Here is a 15,489-nt window from a genome sequence, read left to right as displayed (position 1 = left end):
AGTTTCTGATGGACGGCGAGACCTGCAATTCAATGAACAGGTTGACCGTCGATGTGCTCGTCGTTGGGGTCGAACTTGGGAACGACGATGTTCAAGATCGTCATCCGTCCGATCGCTCGATGTCGCACGCCAGGGGGAATCAGTATCGCCATCCGCGGGCGAATCGGAATCCGTTCATTATCGAGCTCGATACACGCGTCCGGTTCGCATTCTAAAATGAAGTACGTTTCGGTTTGATTACGATGAAAATGTCGTTCGGCGTCTTCGGAGATTTCCGTGAGATGGACCGTTCCCGGGGCGTACTCGTTGTCGGCAAAAGCCCGTCTGGCGACTCCGCAGGGACAAGGCGTGCCCGGGATGTCTTCGAAATCGACGATTTCCCACCGTGGCGAACGGCTCATGCTTGGCCTTCCTCTGGCGTCTCCGGTTCATTCCGGGGAATGGAACGCGGTCGGGGTGCGGTGCGAGCACAATAGGGGCACTGGTCGGTATAGATGATTCGACCACAATCGAGACACTCGTGCGCACCAAACAAGATCGGTGGCGTGGAAAGACGCTGCCAGATGATGACACTGAAGACGGTCACGACGCAAATCATCATGAACCATGCTTTCGATCCGTAACCTTCAAAGATGGCATACAGAATCGCCGCACAGCAGGCGGAATAGATACCAATATCGAGCAGATTTCGGCGTCGGGCTTCGGATCGCTGGTAGACCGCGCGGACTTGCTGATCAAACTCAGACCGAAAAACTCGCTGTTTGATGTCGGCCACATCTTCGCTTTCGGAAGCGCCGACAGCTTTTAGCAGCCGCTCAACACTATCGAGAACGCGATAGGTATCTTCGAAATCAAAATCCGCTTGGTGTGCCCAAAGATTGCGGAACTCCCGCAACTCGCTGACCAAACTTCGATCCGTCTGGCCGAGATCGTGTCGGAACACACTATTCCACTGGTCCCACATCACTGTCAAAGTGGCGTGTGCATCCCAGTCGATCGTGTTGCTGGTCTCACCGGTCTTGCCGCGTCCTGAGCGGAAGCTCTCGCGGGCAACCTTCACCCAGCGATCTTTGTAGATCGGAGTGAGCTTGGACTCAATGTACGGTCCCAAACCTTCAGAGAGTTTGTCTAGGGCCTGCGTGACTTGCTCTCGATAAACGCGCACTGCTTCTCCCGGCTGAAAATCTCGATTTGCACACGGCCCACATCACAGGCGGCCCATAGTACTGTACACAACTCGAGATTTCTAGAATGCCATCAGTGCAATTGCTAGCGACTCTCCACACTCAATCGATGAGCATGGAGAGTCAAAAATCCAACTTCTTAGTAGCGGTTGCCGCCGTATCCGCCGCCGCCCCCACCACGTCGTCCACCGCCACCACCGCCGCCGCCACGACGATCTTCACGCGGACGCGCTTCGTTGACGGTCAACGTGCGACCATCCAGTTCGGTACCGTTCATTTCTTCGATGGCTTCGTCACCACCCTCTGCCATTTCCACGAAACCGAAGCCACGGCTCCGGCCGGTTTCTCGGTCTGTAATAATTTGAGCGTTCGTCACCGCACCGAACTGCTCAAACGCTTGCCGAAGCCCGTCGGCCGTTGTGTTAAAGGAGAGGTTGCCAACGTACAGATTCTTACTCATGAGTCATTCCTAGACCGTCGATTCGGCCTTCTGTGTTTGTCGAGAATGGCACAACGACTGTGTTGTTCCAATCCCGACAAATCCGCGCCTGCCAGATCCGGAGACAATCCTTCACCGCAAGCAAATCCAAGCTTCGAAAAGCCATTTTGTGCCGATACATTTCGGCGTCATACTCGTAAAATGGGTTGGCGAAACCCAGTATTCCAGCACTTGGAAAACGCGATTCACCATTGCGAACCATCTCGGCGGGTCTGCCAGTTACATCTTTCGTTGTTGGCAGGTTTTGACCGGCTTGTCAGTCTTGGGGCCGAGGGCATGAAGCTCAGAGCGAATGACCAAGGGAAGATAAGCTTGCAAACAGAGAGGGTGTCGCGGAAGGAGGGGACAAAACCACCCCCAACCTTCCGGTTCTGATTGTATCGGGCGGTTTCGAAAAAGGTATCCTGCGAATTAGGTTTTCCACGAAATCGAGAAAATTGTGGTTTGAACGTCTTCAAATTTGACTTTCACTGGACGTCGCCGAACCGATCGGTTATTCCAGTCGCGGAGTGGACTTTGGTCCCCAATCGATCGTTTTGCAGCCCCTGGTGGATTTAAGCGCATGGCCGTTTCGGAAAACGCCTTTGATATTGAAGACGCAACAGAACTCTACGAAGTCTCGCGATGGGGCCAGGGCTACTTCTCCATCTCTGAGAGCGGTCGTCTGCAAGTCCATCCAGACCGTGACGAGAGCCGCTCGATCGACTTTCCCGAGTTGATCGAACAACTGCAACTCCGTGGCCTGGAGTTGCCAATGATTGTGCGTTTCAGCGGGATCCTCAAAGACCGCCTGCGACAAATTCACGATGCGTTCCAGCATGCGATTAAAGAGTATCGGTACGCCGGCGCTTATAACTGTGTGTACCCGATCAAGGTCAATCAGCATCGGCAAGTCGTCGAGGAAGTTCTGGAATACGGCGGTCACCTTGGGTTCGGTCTGGAAGCAGGTAGCAAACCCGAATTGCTTGCGGTGATTGCCGTCACCAACAACGAGACGCCGATCGTCTGTAATGGCTTCAAGGATGTAGAGTTTATCGAGACTGCATTGTCGGCTCAGAAAATCGGCCGCAACATCACGATCGTCGTCGAGAAACCCAAAGAACTCGATCTGATCATGTCCGTTGCCGGACGCTTGGAAATGCGACCGCAGATCGGCATGCGGGTCAAGTTGTCGTCGCGTGGTTCTGGACGGTGGCAGGGTTCGGGTGGGTACCGTTCGAAGTTCGGTCTCACGGCGAGTGAAATTCTTCACGGACTCGGCAAACTGAAAGCGGCGGGCATGGAGGATTGTCTGAATCTGCTGCACTTCCACCTCGGTAGCCAGATTACGAATATTCGCTTCGTCAAATCGGCACTGGTGGAAGCTGCGAGGATTTACGCAGACTTGGTGCGACAGGGTGCCGGTTTGAAGACGTTAGACGTCGGAGGTGGGCTCGGAGTCGATTACGATGGTTCACGGACCGACTTCGATTCCAGCATGAATTACACGCTGCAAGAATACGCGAACGATGTGATCTACCAGATCAAATCCGTCTGCGATGACGCCGGTGTTGCCCATCCGAATATTGTCTCGGAGAGCGGTCGCGCGATTTCCGCCTATCACAGTGTCCTGCTATTCAGCGTCATGGGAGCTGTTACGCGAGGAGAAGTGTCGTTCCCGAAAGACATCCCCGACGATACGCCACAACCTCTCCGCGATTTATTCTATATCCGCAAGAAACTCACCGTCCGCAATGCTCATGAAAGCTATCACGACGCGATCCAACTTCGCGACATGGTCATGAGCCGTTTTCTCTCGGGCGTGCTGTCATTGGAAGATTGCAGTTTCGCGGACGACTTGTTCTGGGGGATTTGCCGACGTATCCATAAAATCTCGCGGGAAATGGAATTCGTCCCGGAAGAGTTGCAGAAATTAGAGGCGATGCTATCAGATACGTACTTCTGCAACTTCTCGGTCTTTCAGTCGATGCCGGACAGTTGGGCGATTCAACAACTGTTCCCAGTAATGCCGTTGCAACGTCTCAACGAGAAACCGTCACGTCGGGCGGTATTGGGAGACATCACCTGCGATTCCGACGGCAAGGTCGATCGTTTCATCGATCGTCGCGATGTGCGACGTGCGTTGCCGCTGCATGCCCTTGATGAGCAACCGTATCATCTCGGGGCGTTTTTGGTCGGCGCTTACCAGGAGGTCCTGGGCGACTTGCACAACCTCTTCGGCAACCCGCACGTGGTTCATATTGATCTCGACGATGCCGGTGAAGTCGTGATTAAAACCGTGGTGCGTGGAGAACGTGTCGACGAAGTTTTGGCCTATGTGGAATTCGACAGCGAAGAACTGTTGGGCCAGCTTCAGAAGTCCGTCGAGGAAGCGGTTCGCGAGAAGCGTTTGTCCCACCAAGAAGCGGGGCAGTTCTTGAAGTCTTATGAATCGAGTCTCCGAAACTACACATACCTCGAGCGGTTCGCCGACACTCCATAGACCGGTTTTCGTGTGAGGCGGTTATCGGTGGTTACGATGAGGACTGCAGACGAACGAAGTGAAATGTGGCGTGCGGAAGCCGAATTTCTGAGGCCTGAATCAACTGCAGATCCATCACACCCACCAGGTCGGCGCGACTGAGCGTGACCAAGTTTTCCCGGTTCGCTTCGACGAGTCGTTGTTTGAAGTCCGCGAGTGACCACTGGGTCTCGTCCGACTGCTTGCGGAACACGTCCCAAACGTGCTGGATGAACACCTTCGATTCTCCATAACGGGGTAGCTCGACTAACTCGCCGGCATGTTGAACCCGTTGGGAAAAGGTTTTCAGATCGAACCCCGATTCAGACGGTTTGCGCGCTTCGACTCCGTTCAGCCGACGAACCCAATTCTGTAGTACCGCAGTTCGTATCGACTCAGGCGAATCGTCCACCGCCTCGGTCAGCAACATGGGTAATACGCGTTCTGGTTTTCCCGAGAGCCCAGGCATCAAACGGGTCGAGAGCACTTGATCTCTTGCAAAAACGTCGTCATCGCTCGTTGTTGTCGTCCTAGATAGCTGTCGACGAGCCAGTTCGTCGAGACATTCCGATACGCTGACTACAGGACTCACCGGTAACTCATAGCCTTGCACCATGACCGCGACACGCAGTCCGTCAGCGGTGCCGAGTCGTTGCCAATCGGAGTCGTTCTCAAGACAAACCCCGAGAGCCTTGGCAATCAGATACCGGTTTCGCAAAGTCGCCCATCGCTCGCTGTCCGGCGGCGAGTGGAGTCCCAGAAAATCGCGGAGCAACTCGTGGCCTTGTCTGGTGACCTGGCTGGACGCAAAGGAAACCAAGTGTTCCCGTTTCAGCTCTCCGACAACTGTCTCCAACGCATGGTTCCACTGATCCACTTCGAGCTCAAGCGGACTGATGTACAACGGGCCGAGCGCGTCGGTCAGTTGATCAGGCGACACGGATTTCCCGGCCGCAGATAAACGTAATAAAACGCACTCCTTCAGGCCGATAAGAGTTTTCGCGAGTGGGGGATCAGACATCATCGACACTGCGAGGCTTAAGGACGTGAGACAGACGGATACGTTAGCGACTTCCCCACAAGCTCGGCAACTGCGATTCTGAACGCTTTGAGTCCAGCCAGCTTCTCGTTGTCCCCCGTGTAACCGTCACAATCGTTCTTAGACGCGTCCTCGGGACGATTCCACCGGCCCTTTTTGCAATCCGTTGCGACTTGGTGCGTCACAGATCCCAAACTTGCCATCGACGAAACTCGTATTTCCGCACGGGCGATCTTGGATCGACAAATGACCACACACGAAACATCAACATTGAGAAAAATCGAGAACGTAAACGATGGCTCGCAAGTCCGGGAAGGGCAGGCGTGTCTGGTACAGATATATCCGCTGGAACTGGATGCCGGGTTACTGAGAATTTCGGAGAATCCGTTCATCATCGGACGCGGACGACAATGTGGCCTAACGTTGGAAGGCGACTCGGTTTCGCGGAAACACTGTGCGATTCATTTCCGCGATGGGTCGTATTTCATTCGCGATCTACAAAGCACTAACGGGACATTCGTCAACGACCAGGCCAACGAAGAAGTTCGTTTGAAGGCCGGCGATCGAATTCGAATTGGTAATCAAATTTTCAAGTTCCTCGGTGCCGACCACATCGAGGCGGAGTATCACGAGACCGCATACGCGATGATGACCCGTGACGGTCTCACCGGGGCATTTACAAGGCGATATTTCGAGGAAGCCTTACGACGGGACCTGGCTCGTTCCAAGCGATCCGGTCAACCGATCTCGTTGATGATGTTCGACGTCGACAAGTTTAAGACGATCAACGATGAATACGGTCATATGGCAGCGGACCGGGCATTGGTCGACCTCACACGACGACTTCTCACGATCCTCTCGACCGATCACATCATGTCCCGTTTTGGCGGCGACGAATTCATCGTGCTTCTCAGCGATACAAATTACCGAGAAGCCAAGGAAATTGCCGAGATTTGCCGCACAGTCGCCGAGTTAGACACATTCGGCGGCGTCTGTCGAGACTTTTCGATCACCATTAGCGTGGGGGTGACGACCGCGTACGTCACTGATGACGACCAACTGGTGCTCGAAACACCACATCCAACAATGGATTCCGCACTGGCCCCGCACACGTCGGATGTCACGACGGAAACTCTGATAGCTAGCGTGGATGCATGGCTGTACACAGCAAAAAACGAAGGACGCAACCGCGTTTGCTGAGTTGCCGGACTAGGACTCGCCAAAGACGTCTTCCAACGCTTTCCGCATCACCGCCGGGTCGGGATCGACACCCGACCACAGGCGGAAGCCGATCACGCCTTGGTTCACCAACATGCCGAGGCCGTCGAGTGTGGTGCATCCCCGTTCGGTCGCTTCAGCGCGGAAGCGTGTCTTCGGCGGATTGGGGATGACGTCGGCAACCACCATATTCGATTTCAGCGTATCCGCCTGAACCGCGACGCGTTCTTCGACATTCGGAAACAGACCGATCGAAGTCGAATTGATGACGACATCAGTGCCTTCCGGAATCGCGAATTCGTCGGTCCAATGGACGAATTCCGCTTGAGCTTCCGTGCGTTCGTTCACGAGACTTGTCAGCTGCTGACCACGCTCGACCGATCGGTTGACGATCGTGAAATGCGTCGCGCCCGCAAGTGCCGTTTCGACGGCAATCGCACGGGCCGCACCACCGGCACCGAACAAGACAACGCGTTTTCCGTTGGGATTCGTCACCTCGGAAAGTGATTCGACGAACCCTTTGCCATCGGTGTTTTCGCCGATCAACTTACCGTCCTGCCAAACCATACAGTTGACCGCTCCGATCCGCTCGGCTGCGTCACTGAGTCCGTCCAGGTGTTCGATAACGGCCACCTTATGCGGAATGGTTAGGTTGCCACCGCGGAAACCCATCGCACGCAATCCACGCACGGCATCGCCCAAGTTCGCCGGTGATACTTCAATCGTCAAGTATCGCCAGGCCAAATCGTGGTGTTCAAAGGCGGCTTCGATCATGGCTTGCGTCGGGTTTTCTGCGACGGGCTGACCGAAAACACAAACGAGTTCCTGCTGAAACGAACGCGGTGTCGACATAAGTGGGCTCGTGAATCAATGAAGTTGAACTGTTGGTGGTGAATTAATTGGCGGAGGTCATCCAGGTTGCCAATGGAAGGATTTTCCACAAGAGGTAGGCAACGGGACCAGCATACAACACACTGTCGATGAGATCGAGGATGCCCCCAAACCCCGGCAACAAAGACGACGAGTCCTTCTTTCCGCAATCGCGTTTTAGGAGTGACTCACACAGGTCGCCAATGAGGCCCACCAGTCCTAGAATCACGCCGTAAAGCACGCACCAATACCAAGACGGCGGTGTCCAGGCGGAGTTGAACCATGGAGTTGCCCAGGTCAACCAGGCCCAGGCTCCCAATCCCGATGCCAAGAACGCACCGACAGCCCCCATGCGTGTTTTGCCTGGGCTCAGTCGTGGGATTAACTTCCGTTTGCCGAAGAATCGCCCGAGAAAATACGCTCCGATGTCGCCGCACTTTGTCGCGATCACAAGCGACCCGAGCACTAAATACCCTGCCTGAGCCCCCGCGACCCAGCGAAGTTGTGCCGTCACCGCCAACAACATTCCGATGTAGATGGTTGCGAGAAGTTCGGCTCCTAGCGTGTCGATGCTGTGTCCCGGTTCGTGAAAGATCGCCGCCGATCGCAAGAACAACGCCAACATAGACAACGAGACCGCGATTGCAACGACTTCGAGAGTCCGAACATCGCCTAACAACGGCAGATCAAAAAGATGCCCCGTCCAACCGGATGCAATCACACATCCGGTGCAGATCGCGGTCATCAGAAATGACGGTCGCGAGGCCCGGACATCGAGCAACCCGCATAATTCCCAGACCGCCCGCAAACCGACCGCCAGACACAAACCGAGCAGATATGGGGCGGCTGCTCCTGTGCGGTGGTCGAGCATGAATACGCCAACGAGTGCCGGCACGAGGACAACTGAAATTCCGATCCGCCAACCAAGCATCGTATGTATTAGCCTTTCAAGCCGCCGAACCGACGATCGCGAGCTGCGAACGACTTCAAGGCCTCAACAAGATCCGGCAAACGGAATTCCGGCCAATGTTTCTGTGTAACGAACAGCTCCGCGTAACTAATTTGCCACAGGAGAAAATTGCTGACTCGCATTTCCCCGGCGGTTCGAATGACCAAATCGGGATCACTCATGCCGGCCGTATCGAGATGGTCAGAAATGCATTGCTCGTCGATCGCATCCGTCGTCAGTTCACCGCTTTGAACCTGTTCAGCAATCCGTCGAACTGCGTTCGCGATTTCGCCGCGTGAACCGTAATTGATCGCTAAGCACAGCCGCATTCCGGTATTCGCACTTGCGACTTCAAGAGTCTTGTCGATCTCGCGGATCGCTCCCTCACTTAATCCGTCTCGGCGTCCGATCACAGCGAACTGCAATTCCTGTCGCATGATCTCGGTTCGTTCTTCGACGAGATACTGCTCCAAGAGTTGCATCAGCAAATCCAACTCTTCCTGGGGTCGCTTCCAGTTTTCGCTGCTCAGGCAATACAGGGTGACCTGCTCGATACCGATTCGCGCACACTCCTCGACGATTGTCCGCACGCTTTCCACACCCCGGCGGTGTCCCTCGATTCGCGGAAGTCCGCGCGAGATCGCCCAACGACCGTTGCCGTCCATAATGACGGCAATGTGTCGTGGCAGACGTTCGGGATCGATCCCCAATTCACGCAGTTTTGCGGATGAGTACTCCGTTTCACGGCTCACGAGGCGAATTCCCCGCGAATGGATGTCTCTATCGTTTGAATGGCGACTCGGCGATATGTGGTCATTTCTTCCTTCAGCCAACGGACTCCGCAGCGACTGGCAGACAATCGGCTTGCGGTTCTGCTTGATCATCAGCCAGTGTGATAATTTCTTCTCGATAAGAACCGGCCACTTCGGGCGAGTGGATAGCCACTCGAACGAAAGTATCAGCAATTTCTATTACGGTGACATGCATGTTACCGTCAATCACAACGCCCTGGGATTCGGAACGAGTGAAAATCTTCATCAACACGCCTCATTCGCGTATAAATCGTTCGAAGTCGGCTTGAACAATCAAACCGACTCAAGATCGGCGTATTCTGATGATGCACATCCCATGACACAAGCGGCGGCAGGGGTGTTTTTTCGAGCTTGAAGAAACGAATTTGAAACGTTGAAATACGCTTGACACTCAATTCGAATTCTGAATTTTTTCTCGGATCAAAAGCGTCATGAAATTAGTGATTTGGCCGGAGGTCGACGCCGCGCGTCTCGAGCGAATTCGACAGGCGTTCACAAACGGAGTGGTCGTCAATGCTTCAACCGAGACCGACGCAGCCGAGGAAATTGCCGATGCCGACGCCTTCTTCGGCAAAATGACCCCCTTACTGCTCAGTCAAGCGAAACAATTGAAGTGGGTGCAATCCCCGACCGCGAGTTTGGAGCACTTTGTATTTCCCGAGTTGGTCGCACACCCCTGCCAACTGAGCAACATGCGAGGGCTGTTCAGTGACGTGATCGCAGATCACGTTTTCGGTTACATCCTATGCTTCGCCCGAAACTTGCATACATACATCCGACAACAACAGACCGGACAGTGGCAGCCCGTCGGTGGTGAAGAAACTCGCGCAGGCTTCGCCGCTGGTCCCGGCCATGTGACAGCGATTGATCAAAGTCACATGCATCTCAGTGATTGTACGATCGGGATCGTCGGCGTGGGTGCCATCGGTGCGGAAATTGCACGTCGAGCAAGTGCTTTCGGCATGAAAATCCTGGGAGTCGACCCGGTTCAGAAATCGGTTGAACACGTGCTCCCAGAGATTTGGCCTCCGGAACGGTTAGATGACTTGCTTAAGCAGAGCGACTTTGTCGTCATCGCCGCACCTCATACGCCCAGCACGGAAAAACTCTTCCGAGAACCGCAATTCGCCAAAATGAAGTCGACAGCCGTGCTGGTTAACATCGGTCGTGGAGTTATCGTCGATCTCGATGATCTCACCACGGCATTGGAGACAAAACAGATCGGCGGGGCGGCGCTCGATGTGTGTGAGGTCGAGCCGTTGCCGAGCGAACATCCGTTGTGGCGAATGCCCAATGTGATCATCACACCGCACGTTGCCGCCGCTTCGGTGCATGTGCCGAAACGACATCTCGAAACTTTGCTCGAGAACTTACGACGGTTCGCTGCAGGAGAACCATTGATGAATGTCGTCGATAAAGCCCAGTGGTTTTAGTCAGCGGTTTGATTGGTCGGGGTGCGACGTTTTGCGATCAAACCGGCGATGTATCCGGCTTTGAAACCGGCGTCGATGTTGACGACCGTCACGTTCGCAGCACAACTGTTAAGCATTCCCAGCAGTGCTGCGTAGCCGCCGGCACCTGCACCATAACCGACGCTTGTCGGCACGGCGACGACGGGGCAATCCAAATGGCCGCCGACCACGGAGGGCAACGCACCTTCCATCCCGGCAGCAACAACCACGGCGTCCGCATTTCTGAGTTGAGGTAACACGCCGATCAACCGCTGTGGACCTGCGACACCGACATCAACCAGCAACTCCGTACTGACCTGCATCCACCGCAAAGTCTCCAAAGCCTCCTCGGCCACCGGGCGATCAGTGGTGCCAGCGGTGATGACCGGGACACGACCGACTGCTGTATCATGCGTGTGTCGGAGCGACCGAATCGTTCGGGCGGTGCTATTGTAGACAATGTCTGGGAACGCTTCGTGCACCGCTGCCGCTTGATCGGCAGAGACTCGCGTCCCCAAAACCGGTTGCCCATGTTCCTTCAGGACTCGCACGACATCCAACACAGCATCGACCGTTTTGCCTTCGCAATAGATCACTTCCGGGAAGCCGCATCGCCGACTGCGGTCTAAGTCGACACACGCGTTCTCTGTTGACTGAGTCGACGGCAACATCGATGGGTTCAGTCGCTGAACTAAGTCGTCGGTCGACAGCCCACCACCACGAAACGACTCCAACAGTTCCAACAAAATTGGATCAGTCACAACAACGACCTCGTAACAATAGAATTCTGACGACCGAACTTCGTCCGACAATCGCGACCTTGAATCAACGCATCATTGATGCTGTCCGGATACCGAAGCAGTATGGGTCTTGCGGATCGAGGACGAGTTTCGCCTGGGCATTTACAAATGCCTCTCCGCTAATTGTGGGGCTCACACGGTGTTCGTCGAGCAGATGGTACTTCGCTTCAAACATGCTGCCGATGATACTTTCCTGTCGCCAGACTTCTTCCGGCCGAAGTTTCCCATCGGCGGCCAAACATGCCACTTTCGCACTTGTCCCGGTGCCGCATGGCGATCGATCGTACGCACCACCCGGACAAAGCACGAAATTGCGACTGTTGCCGGTATCGCTTTGCGGTGGACCGAAAAGTTCCACATGGTCAATCTCACCATCGTCAGCACCGGTAATCCCCTCGCGGGCTAAACTCTCGCGAATTTGTTCTGTAAGTGCCAACAGACGCGGAATGTTTTCGGCGTAGAGACATTCGCCATGATCCTCGCACAGGAAAAACCAATTTCCGCCCCATGCGATATCTCCGTGAACTGTTCCGACATCGGGAATCGTAATCGGTACCTGCTTTGCATGTCGGTAAGCCGGGACATTTTCGACGGACACACGGTTGCGTCCGTCATAACGACAGGAGACCACACCAACCGGGGTTTCAATGCTGTGGATGCCGGCCGTAATTTTGCCGAGATGTCCCAAGGCGACCAGCAAACCGATCGTGCCATGCCCACACATGTTGAGCACACCGACGTTATTGAAGAAAATAACGCCTGCCGCACACGTCGAGTCGACCGGTTCGCACAGGAGTGCGCCAACCCAAACATCGGACCCTCTCGGCTCGTTGACGATGGCGGAACGAAATTCGTCGAACTCGTCGCGGAAACGCTCTCGTCTTTCCGCGAGTGATCCGCTCCCCAAATCCGGACCACCACCAACGACGACACGCGTCGGTTCGCCCGCAGTGTGGGTGTCGATCACTTCCACAAAACTGAGTCCGCTGTATTGCGTGTGTGTCATCTTGCTAATTTCATCGTCGAGAAGTCCGACGAACAGAGGTCATGGTCTCCGTCGATCCCGCTGCGCTCACACGATACGTTTCGGATTCGCAGCGGAAATCGATGCCTGCCGGAGGGCTTGAGCACAGACGAAACATTGCAACATATTTGTGTCTGCGGTGAAAGTGTGTTAGACCGTCAAGAAGTAGCGTTCGCAAGATGCTCCACGGGCCTCACAACCAAACTCTTACACCGTTCTCCTGGCAAATGGTGAACTGTACGGTTGCGGTCCATGGCGATTCTATCCACAATCTGTGGTATTCAAAGCGAAACCTGCGAGCAGAGCAACAATGACGATAGCGACTTACATCCGCCAAGACCTCGAGGCTCGGATTCGGGCCGGGCGGGATATGCCAGAGAAATTCACCCTGGCAGCCATTGCGGATCAGTACGAAGTCAGTCTCACTCCCGTTCGAGAAGCGGTGGATGAACTGCTCGATCAGGGAATCTTGATCAAGGGAACCAATCGGCGATTGATCGTGAACCCGCAACATGTCGGGCAAAGCGACGGGCGAGTTCTTCCGATTCGACCGGACGCCCCGACAAACTGGGACGATGTCCTGATGCAACACGTGTTGCTCCAAAGTTTGCAGGGCGAACCGATCTTTCTGCGTGAGGAAGCATTCGCCAATCAATTTGGGATTGGTCGCACGTTGCTCCGCCGGATCTTCAGTCGACTCTCTGGCGCGGGTGTGCTTGAGCACGTGCCAAGACGCGGTTGGCGGATTCGTCCGTTTCACGAAGAAGACTTGGCGTCGTACATCGATGTCCGAGAGATGTTGGAACTCAAAGCCTTCGACTTGGCTCGCCCGAGATTCGAGAATGCCGACTTGGAACGTATGTTGGCGGGGAATCAACCGGATGACGATGGGGTCGCGCGACGACTCGACAATCACATTCACCATTACATCGTCAAGAAGGCTCGGAATCGGTACATCCGAGATTTCTTCGCCCACTACGGCGGCTACTATCGGGCCTTGTTTGACTTCGCTGCGTTAGGTGGAGATGTCATCGCGGAGATGGCCGGCCAGCATCGCGAAATTCTGGAAGCCATGCTTGCAAAGAAATGGTCGACCGCACGGGCCGCCTTGTCGAACCACATCCGCGCCCAGGAACCGGCCGTCCGAAAAGTGATCCGGCTTCTCGAAGAAGATCCCGAACAATTGTCCGTGCTGGAAGAAGTCAAGATTCCCACTGTGAAGTCGAACTCAGACAACTGAAGTCGCCTGGCCGGATTCGGAATTTTGAGAAAGCCGTTCCCAGAGTGTTTCGTCGACAAGTATTTCGTGGATACAAATTTCTGGATGGAGCAGGGCGGCGTGACCGACGGGGCGTTCGATGATTTCGGCGTTCGGCATCCGTTCGGCGATCAGCCGCCCGCATCGCGGAGGCACGAGGCGATCGTTGGGTGAAACGATCACGGCGGTCGGAACTCGTAACTCGGTAAGATTGTCTCGTAAGTCGACTTTGGCCAACATGCGAACGCGTCGCGCCATCGATTTCGCCGGGACATCGGCAGTCCGCTCCCAGACACCGTTCTGTACGTCGTTTGGCAAGGCGTCATCGAACAACATCCAACCCCGCAGCCGACGCGTCCAGGCAGGTGACGGCGAGTTCGGTGCAAGGAAACTCAACATCGATGCGGGGCTGATCAACCAACGCCGAGCGAAGTATGCAAAGGTGTTGGACAACACCATTCGTTGAATGAGTTCCGGGTGACGCTCGGCCAAGGTGAGCGCGACCGCCCCACCAAACGACTCCGCCAGCACAATACACGATCGTCCGTCGTTCTCGTTTCGAATTCGTTCCGCGGCGTGGTCGGCAAGTTCAACATACGTGTGCGATCTGTCCTGCGGATAGTTTTCGCAAGCCACGCGATATTCATCATGAAGTCGTGTCTGCCGAAACAGCAGACGACCTGTTCCATCCAGTCCAGGTAGGAAGATCAAAAACGGTTTCGAACTCATGGATTGGGAATCTCACTCGCGGCTGGAATTCCGTTATTGAAACAATACTCACGCTATTGCATCAGAACATCACTCCGCGAACAATGAAATAGCAACGATTTTGCAGGTATCTTGTTCGGGGACGTCGAAGATGGGCAAATTCCATGTGATTTTAACGGACCGTGCCTGGCCCGATGCCGACGTGGAACGGGAGATCCTTCATGAAATCGACGCGGAATTAATCGAACCAACCGGGCCACCGGACTTACTGCGACTGGCGACATCGGCGGATGCCATCGGCACATGTTGGGCACCGGTCGGTCGCGATATCATCGAAGCGACAACGAAATGCCAAGTCATCAGCCGCTTTGGCATCGGTCTTGATAACATCGACATTACCGCCGCGAGCGAGCGAAACATTCTTGTCACGAATGTGCCGGATTACTGCGTCGATGAAGTCAGCGACCATGCACTCGCAATGCTGTTGGCGTGTGCGCGAAAAATTGCATTTTACGATCAGCGAATCCATAACGGCGAATACCGGTTGCAAGCCGGTCCGCCGTTGAAACGATTGCGGGGGCAAATATTGGGGCTGGTCGGTTTCGGCAAGACCGCAAGATCGCTGCGTGAAAAAGCCCTCGCGTTGGGTTTGCAAGTGATCGCGTTCACGCCGTCGGGAAATGATCATGAAACCGGATGCGAAATGGTTTCATTCGAAGAACTGTTGCAGCGTAGCGATTACATCTCGCTGCACGCTCCGCACAAACCCGCCACCGAGAAATTATTGAACGCCGACACATTCGCGCAAATGAAACCCTCGGCGTATCTCATCAACACTTCGCGTGGCGGATTGGTCGATCAGGACGCGTTAGCGGATGCACTTGAAGCCGAGCAACTCGCCGGGGCGGCACTCGATGTCTTCACGCCGGAACCACCGGACTTGCAGCATCCGATATTTCACGACGAACGTGTCATCGCCACTCCCCACGCGGCGTTTCTCTCCGAAGAGAGTCTCCAGGAACTCCGCGAGCGAGCCGCCAGACAGATTGTAGACGTGCTCTCCGGCAAACAACCGGAGAACATCGTCAATGCAAAAGATCCGTAGGTCAAGCTGTTACGACTGCGCATCTGTGAGATTGCAAGGAACGCAAACGATCACAACGAAAGAAGTTGTGTG

At 54.8% G+C, this 15,489-nt stretch carries 16 protein-coding genes; 5 read left to right on the top strand and 11 right to left on the bottom strand.

The genetic code is table 11. The features are described 5' to 3' along the window. Positions 1–29 precede the first annotated feature (29 nt). From AC5DDB_RS15060 to rbp, 3 genes are all read right to left on the bottom strand, one after another. A complete protein-coding gene (locus AC5DDB_RS15060) occupies positions 30–401 on the bottom strand; it encodes a cupin domain-containing protein (RefSeq protein ID WP_491740558.1) in 372 nt (123 codons plus the stop codon). Then, positions 398–1,165: a Swt1 family HEPN domain-containing protein gene (locus tag AC5DDB_RS15055; protein ID WP_491740557.1), complete on the bottom strand. Its 768-nt coding sequence runs from the start codon at positions 1,163–1,165 to the stop codon at positions 398–400. The genes AC5DDB_RS15060 and AC5DDB_RS15055 overlap by 4 nt, the downstream gene beginning before the upstream one ends. Positions 1,166–1,323: 158 nt before the next feature. Beyond that, a complete protein-coding gene (gene rbp, locus AC5DDB_RS15050) occupies positions 1,324–1,644 on the bottom strand; it encodes an RNA-binding regulator (RefSeq protein WP_491740556.1) in 321 nt (106 codons plus the stop codon). A 601-nt stretch (positions 1,645–2,245) separates the two neighbouring features. Between rbp and speA the strand changes: the two genes are divergently transcribed. Beyond that, positions 2,246–4,165: a biosynthetic arginine decarboxylase gene (speA, locus tag AC5DDB_RS15045; protein ID WP_491740555.1), complete on the top strand. Its 1,920-nt coding sequence runs from the start codon at positions 2,246–2,248 to the stop codon at positions 4,163–4,165. Positions 4,166–4,196: 31 nt separating this feature from the next. On the opposite strand, the gene AC5DDB_RS15040 is transcribed toward speA, so the two are convergent. Further along, a complete protein-coding gene (locus AC5DDB_RS15040; RefSeq protein ID WP_491740554.1) occupies positions 4,197–5,123 on the bottom strand; it encodes a hypothetical protein in 927 nt (308 codons plus the stop codon). Positions 5,124–5,468: 345 nt separating this feature from the next. Here AC5DDB_RS15040 and AC5DDB_RS15035 point away from each other — a divergent pair, with 345 nt between their 5' ends. Beyond that, the gene (locus tag AC5DDB_RS15035; RefSeq protein WP_491740553.1) at positions 5,469–6,422 is read left to right on the top strand and encodes a diguanylate cyclase domain-containing protein; all 954 of its coding nucleotides are present in this window, start codon (positions 5,469–5,471) and stop codon (positions 6,420–6,422) included. Positions 6,423–6,431: 9 nt separating this feature from the next. Here the strand turns inward: AC5DDB_RS15035 and aroE are convergent, their stop codons facing one another. The 4 genes from aroE to AC5DDB_RS15015 all read right to left on the bottom strand — a co-directional run bounded on the left by aroE (position 6,432) and on the right by AC5DDB_RS15015 (position 9,297). Further along, positions 6,432–7,292 carry a shikimate dehydrogenase gene (gene aroE, locus AC5DDB_RS15030; protein ID WP_491740552.1) on the bottom strand — a complete coding sequence of 287 codons (861 nt, stop codon included), beginning with the start codon at positions 7,290–7,292 and terminating at the stop codon, positions 6,432–6,434. Between the two features lie 43 nt (positions 7,293–7,335). Continuing rightward, positions 7,336–8,241 (bottom strand): phosphatidate cytidylyltransferase, encoded by a 906-nt coding sequence (locus tag AC5DDB_RS15025; protein ID WP_491740551.1) that lies wholly within the window; start codon positions 8,239–8,241, stop codon positions 7,336–7,338. A gap of 8 nt (positions 8,242–8,249) precedes the next feature. After that, positions 8,250–9,011 (bottom strand): undecaprenyl pyrophosphate synthase, encoded by a 762-nt coding sequence (gene uppS / locus AC5DDB_RS15020; protein WP_491740550.1) that lies wholly within the window; start codon positions 9,009–9,011, stop codon positions 8,250–8,252. Between the two features lie 73 nt (positions 9,012–9,084). After that, the gene (locus tag AC5DDB_RS15015) at positions 9,085–9,297 is read right to left on the bottom strand and encodes a carbon storage regulator (protein ID WP_491740549.1); all 213 of its coding nucleotides are present in this window, start codon (positions 9,295–9,297) and stop codon (positions 9,085–9,087) included. A gap of 205 nt (positions 9,298–9,502) precedes the next feature. Here AC5DDB_RS15015 and AC5DDB_RS15010 point away from each other — a divergent pair, with 205 nt between their 5' ends. Then, entirely contained in the window at positions 9,503–10,504 is a 1,002-nt protein-coding gene (locus AC5DDB_RS15010; protein WP_491740548.1) for a D-2-hydroxyacid dehydrogenase, read from the top strand. On the opposite strand, the gene larB is transcribed toward AC5DDB_RS15010, so the two are convergent. Next, on the bottom strand, positions 10,501–11,283 hold the full coding sequence (larB, locus tag AC5DDB_RS15005; protein ID WP_491740547.1) for a nickel pincer cofactor biosynthesis protein LarB: 783 nt from the start codon (positions 11,281–11,283) through the stop codon (positions 10,501–10,503). The genes AC5DDB_RS15010 and larB overlap by 4 nt on opposite strands. Positions 11,284–11,347: 64 nt before the next feature. Next, a complete protein-coding gene (locus AC5DDB_RS15000; protein ID WP_491740546.1) occupies positions 11,348–12,328 on the bottom strand; it encodes a proline racemase family protein in 981 nt (326 codons plus the stop codon). A 328-nt stretch (positions 12,329–12,656) separates the two neighbouring features. Here AC5DDB_RS15000 and AC5DDB_RS14995 point away from each other — a divergent pair, with 328 nt between their 5' ends. Further along, positions 12,657–13,586 (top strand): GntR family transcriptional regulator, encoded by a 930-nt coding sequence (locus AC5DDB_RS14995; RefSeq protein ID WP_491740545.1) that lies wholly within the window; start codon positions 12,657–12,659, stop codon positions 13,584–13,586. On the opposite strand, the gene AC5DDB_RS14990 is transcribed toward AC5DDB_RS14995, so the two are convergent. Beyond that, positions 13,575–14,333, bottom strand: a complete 759-nt coding sequence (locus AC5DDB_RS14990; RefSeq protein ID WP_491740544.1) for an alpha/beta fold hydrolase — start codon at positions 14,331–14,333, stop codon at positions 13,575–13,577. The two genes, AC5DDB_RS14995 and AC5DDB_RS14990, sit on opposite strands and share 12 nt — an antisense overlap. Positions 14,334–14,463: 130 nt before the next feature. On the opposite strand from AC5DDB_RS14990, the gene AC5DDB_RS14985 reads away from it, so the two are divergent. Beyond that, positions 14,464–15,417: a C-terminal binding protein gene (locus AC5DDB_RS14985; RefSeq protein WP_491740543.1), complete on the top strand. Its 954-nt coding sequence runs from the start codon at positions 14,464–14,466 to the stop codon at positions 15,415–15,417. Positions 15,418–15,489 lie beyond the last annotated feature (72 nt).

This window comes from Thalassoroseus sp. (genome assembly GCF_984380535.1).
This window is presented reverse-complemented; position numbering and strand designations above follow the sequence as displayed.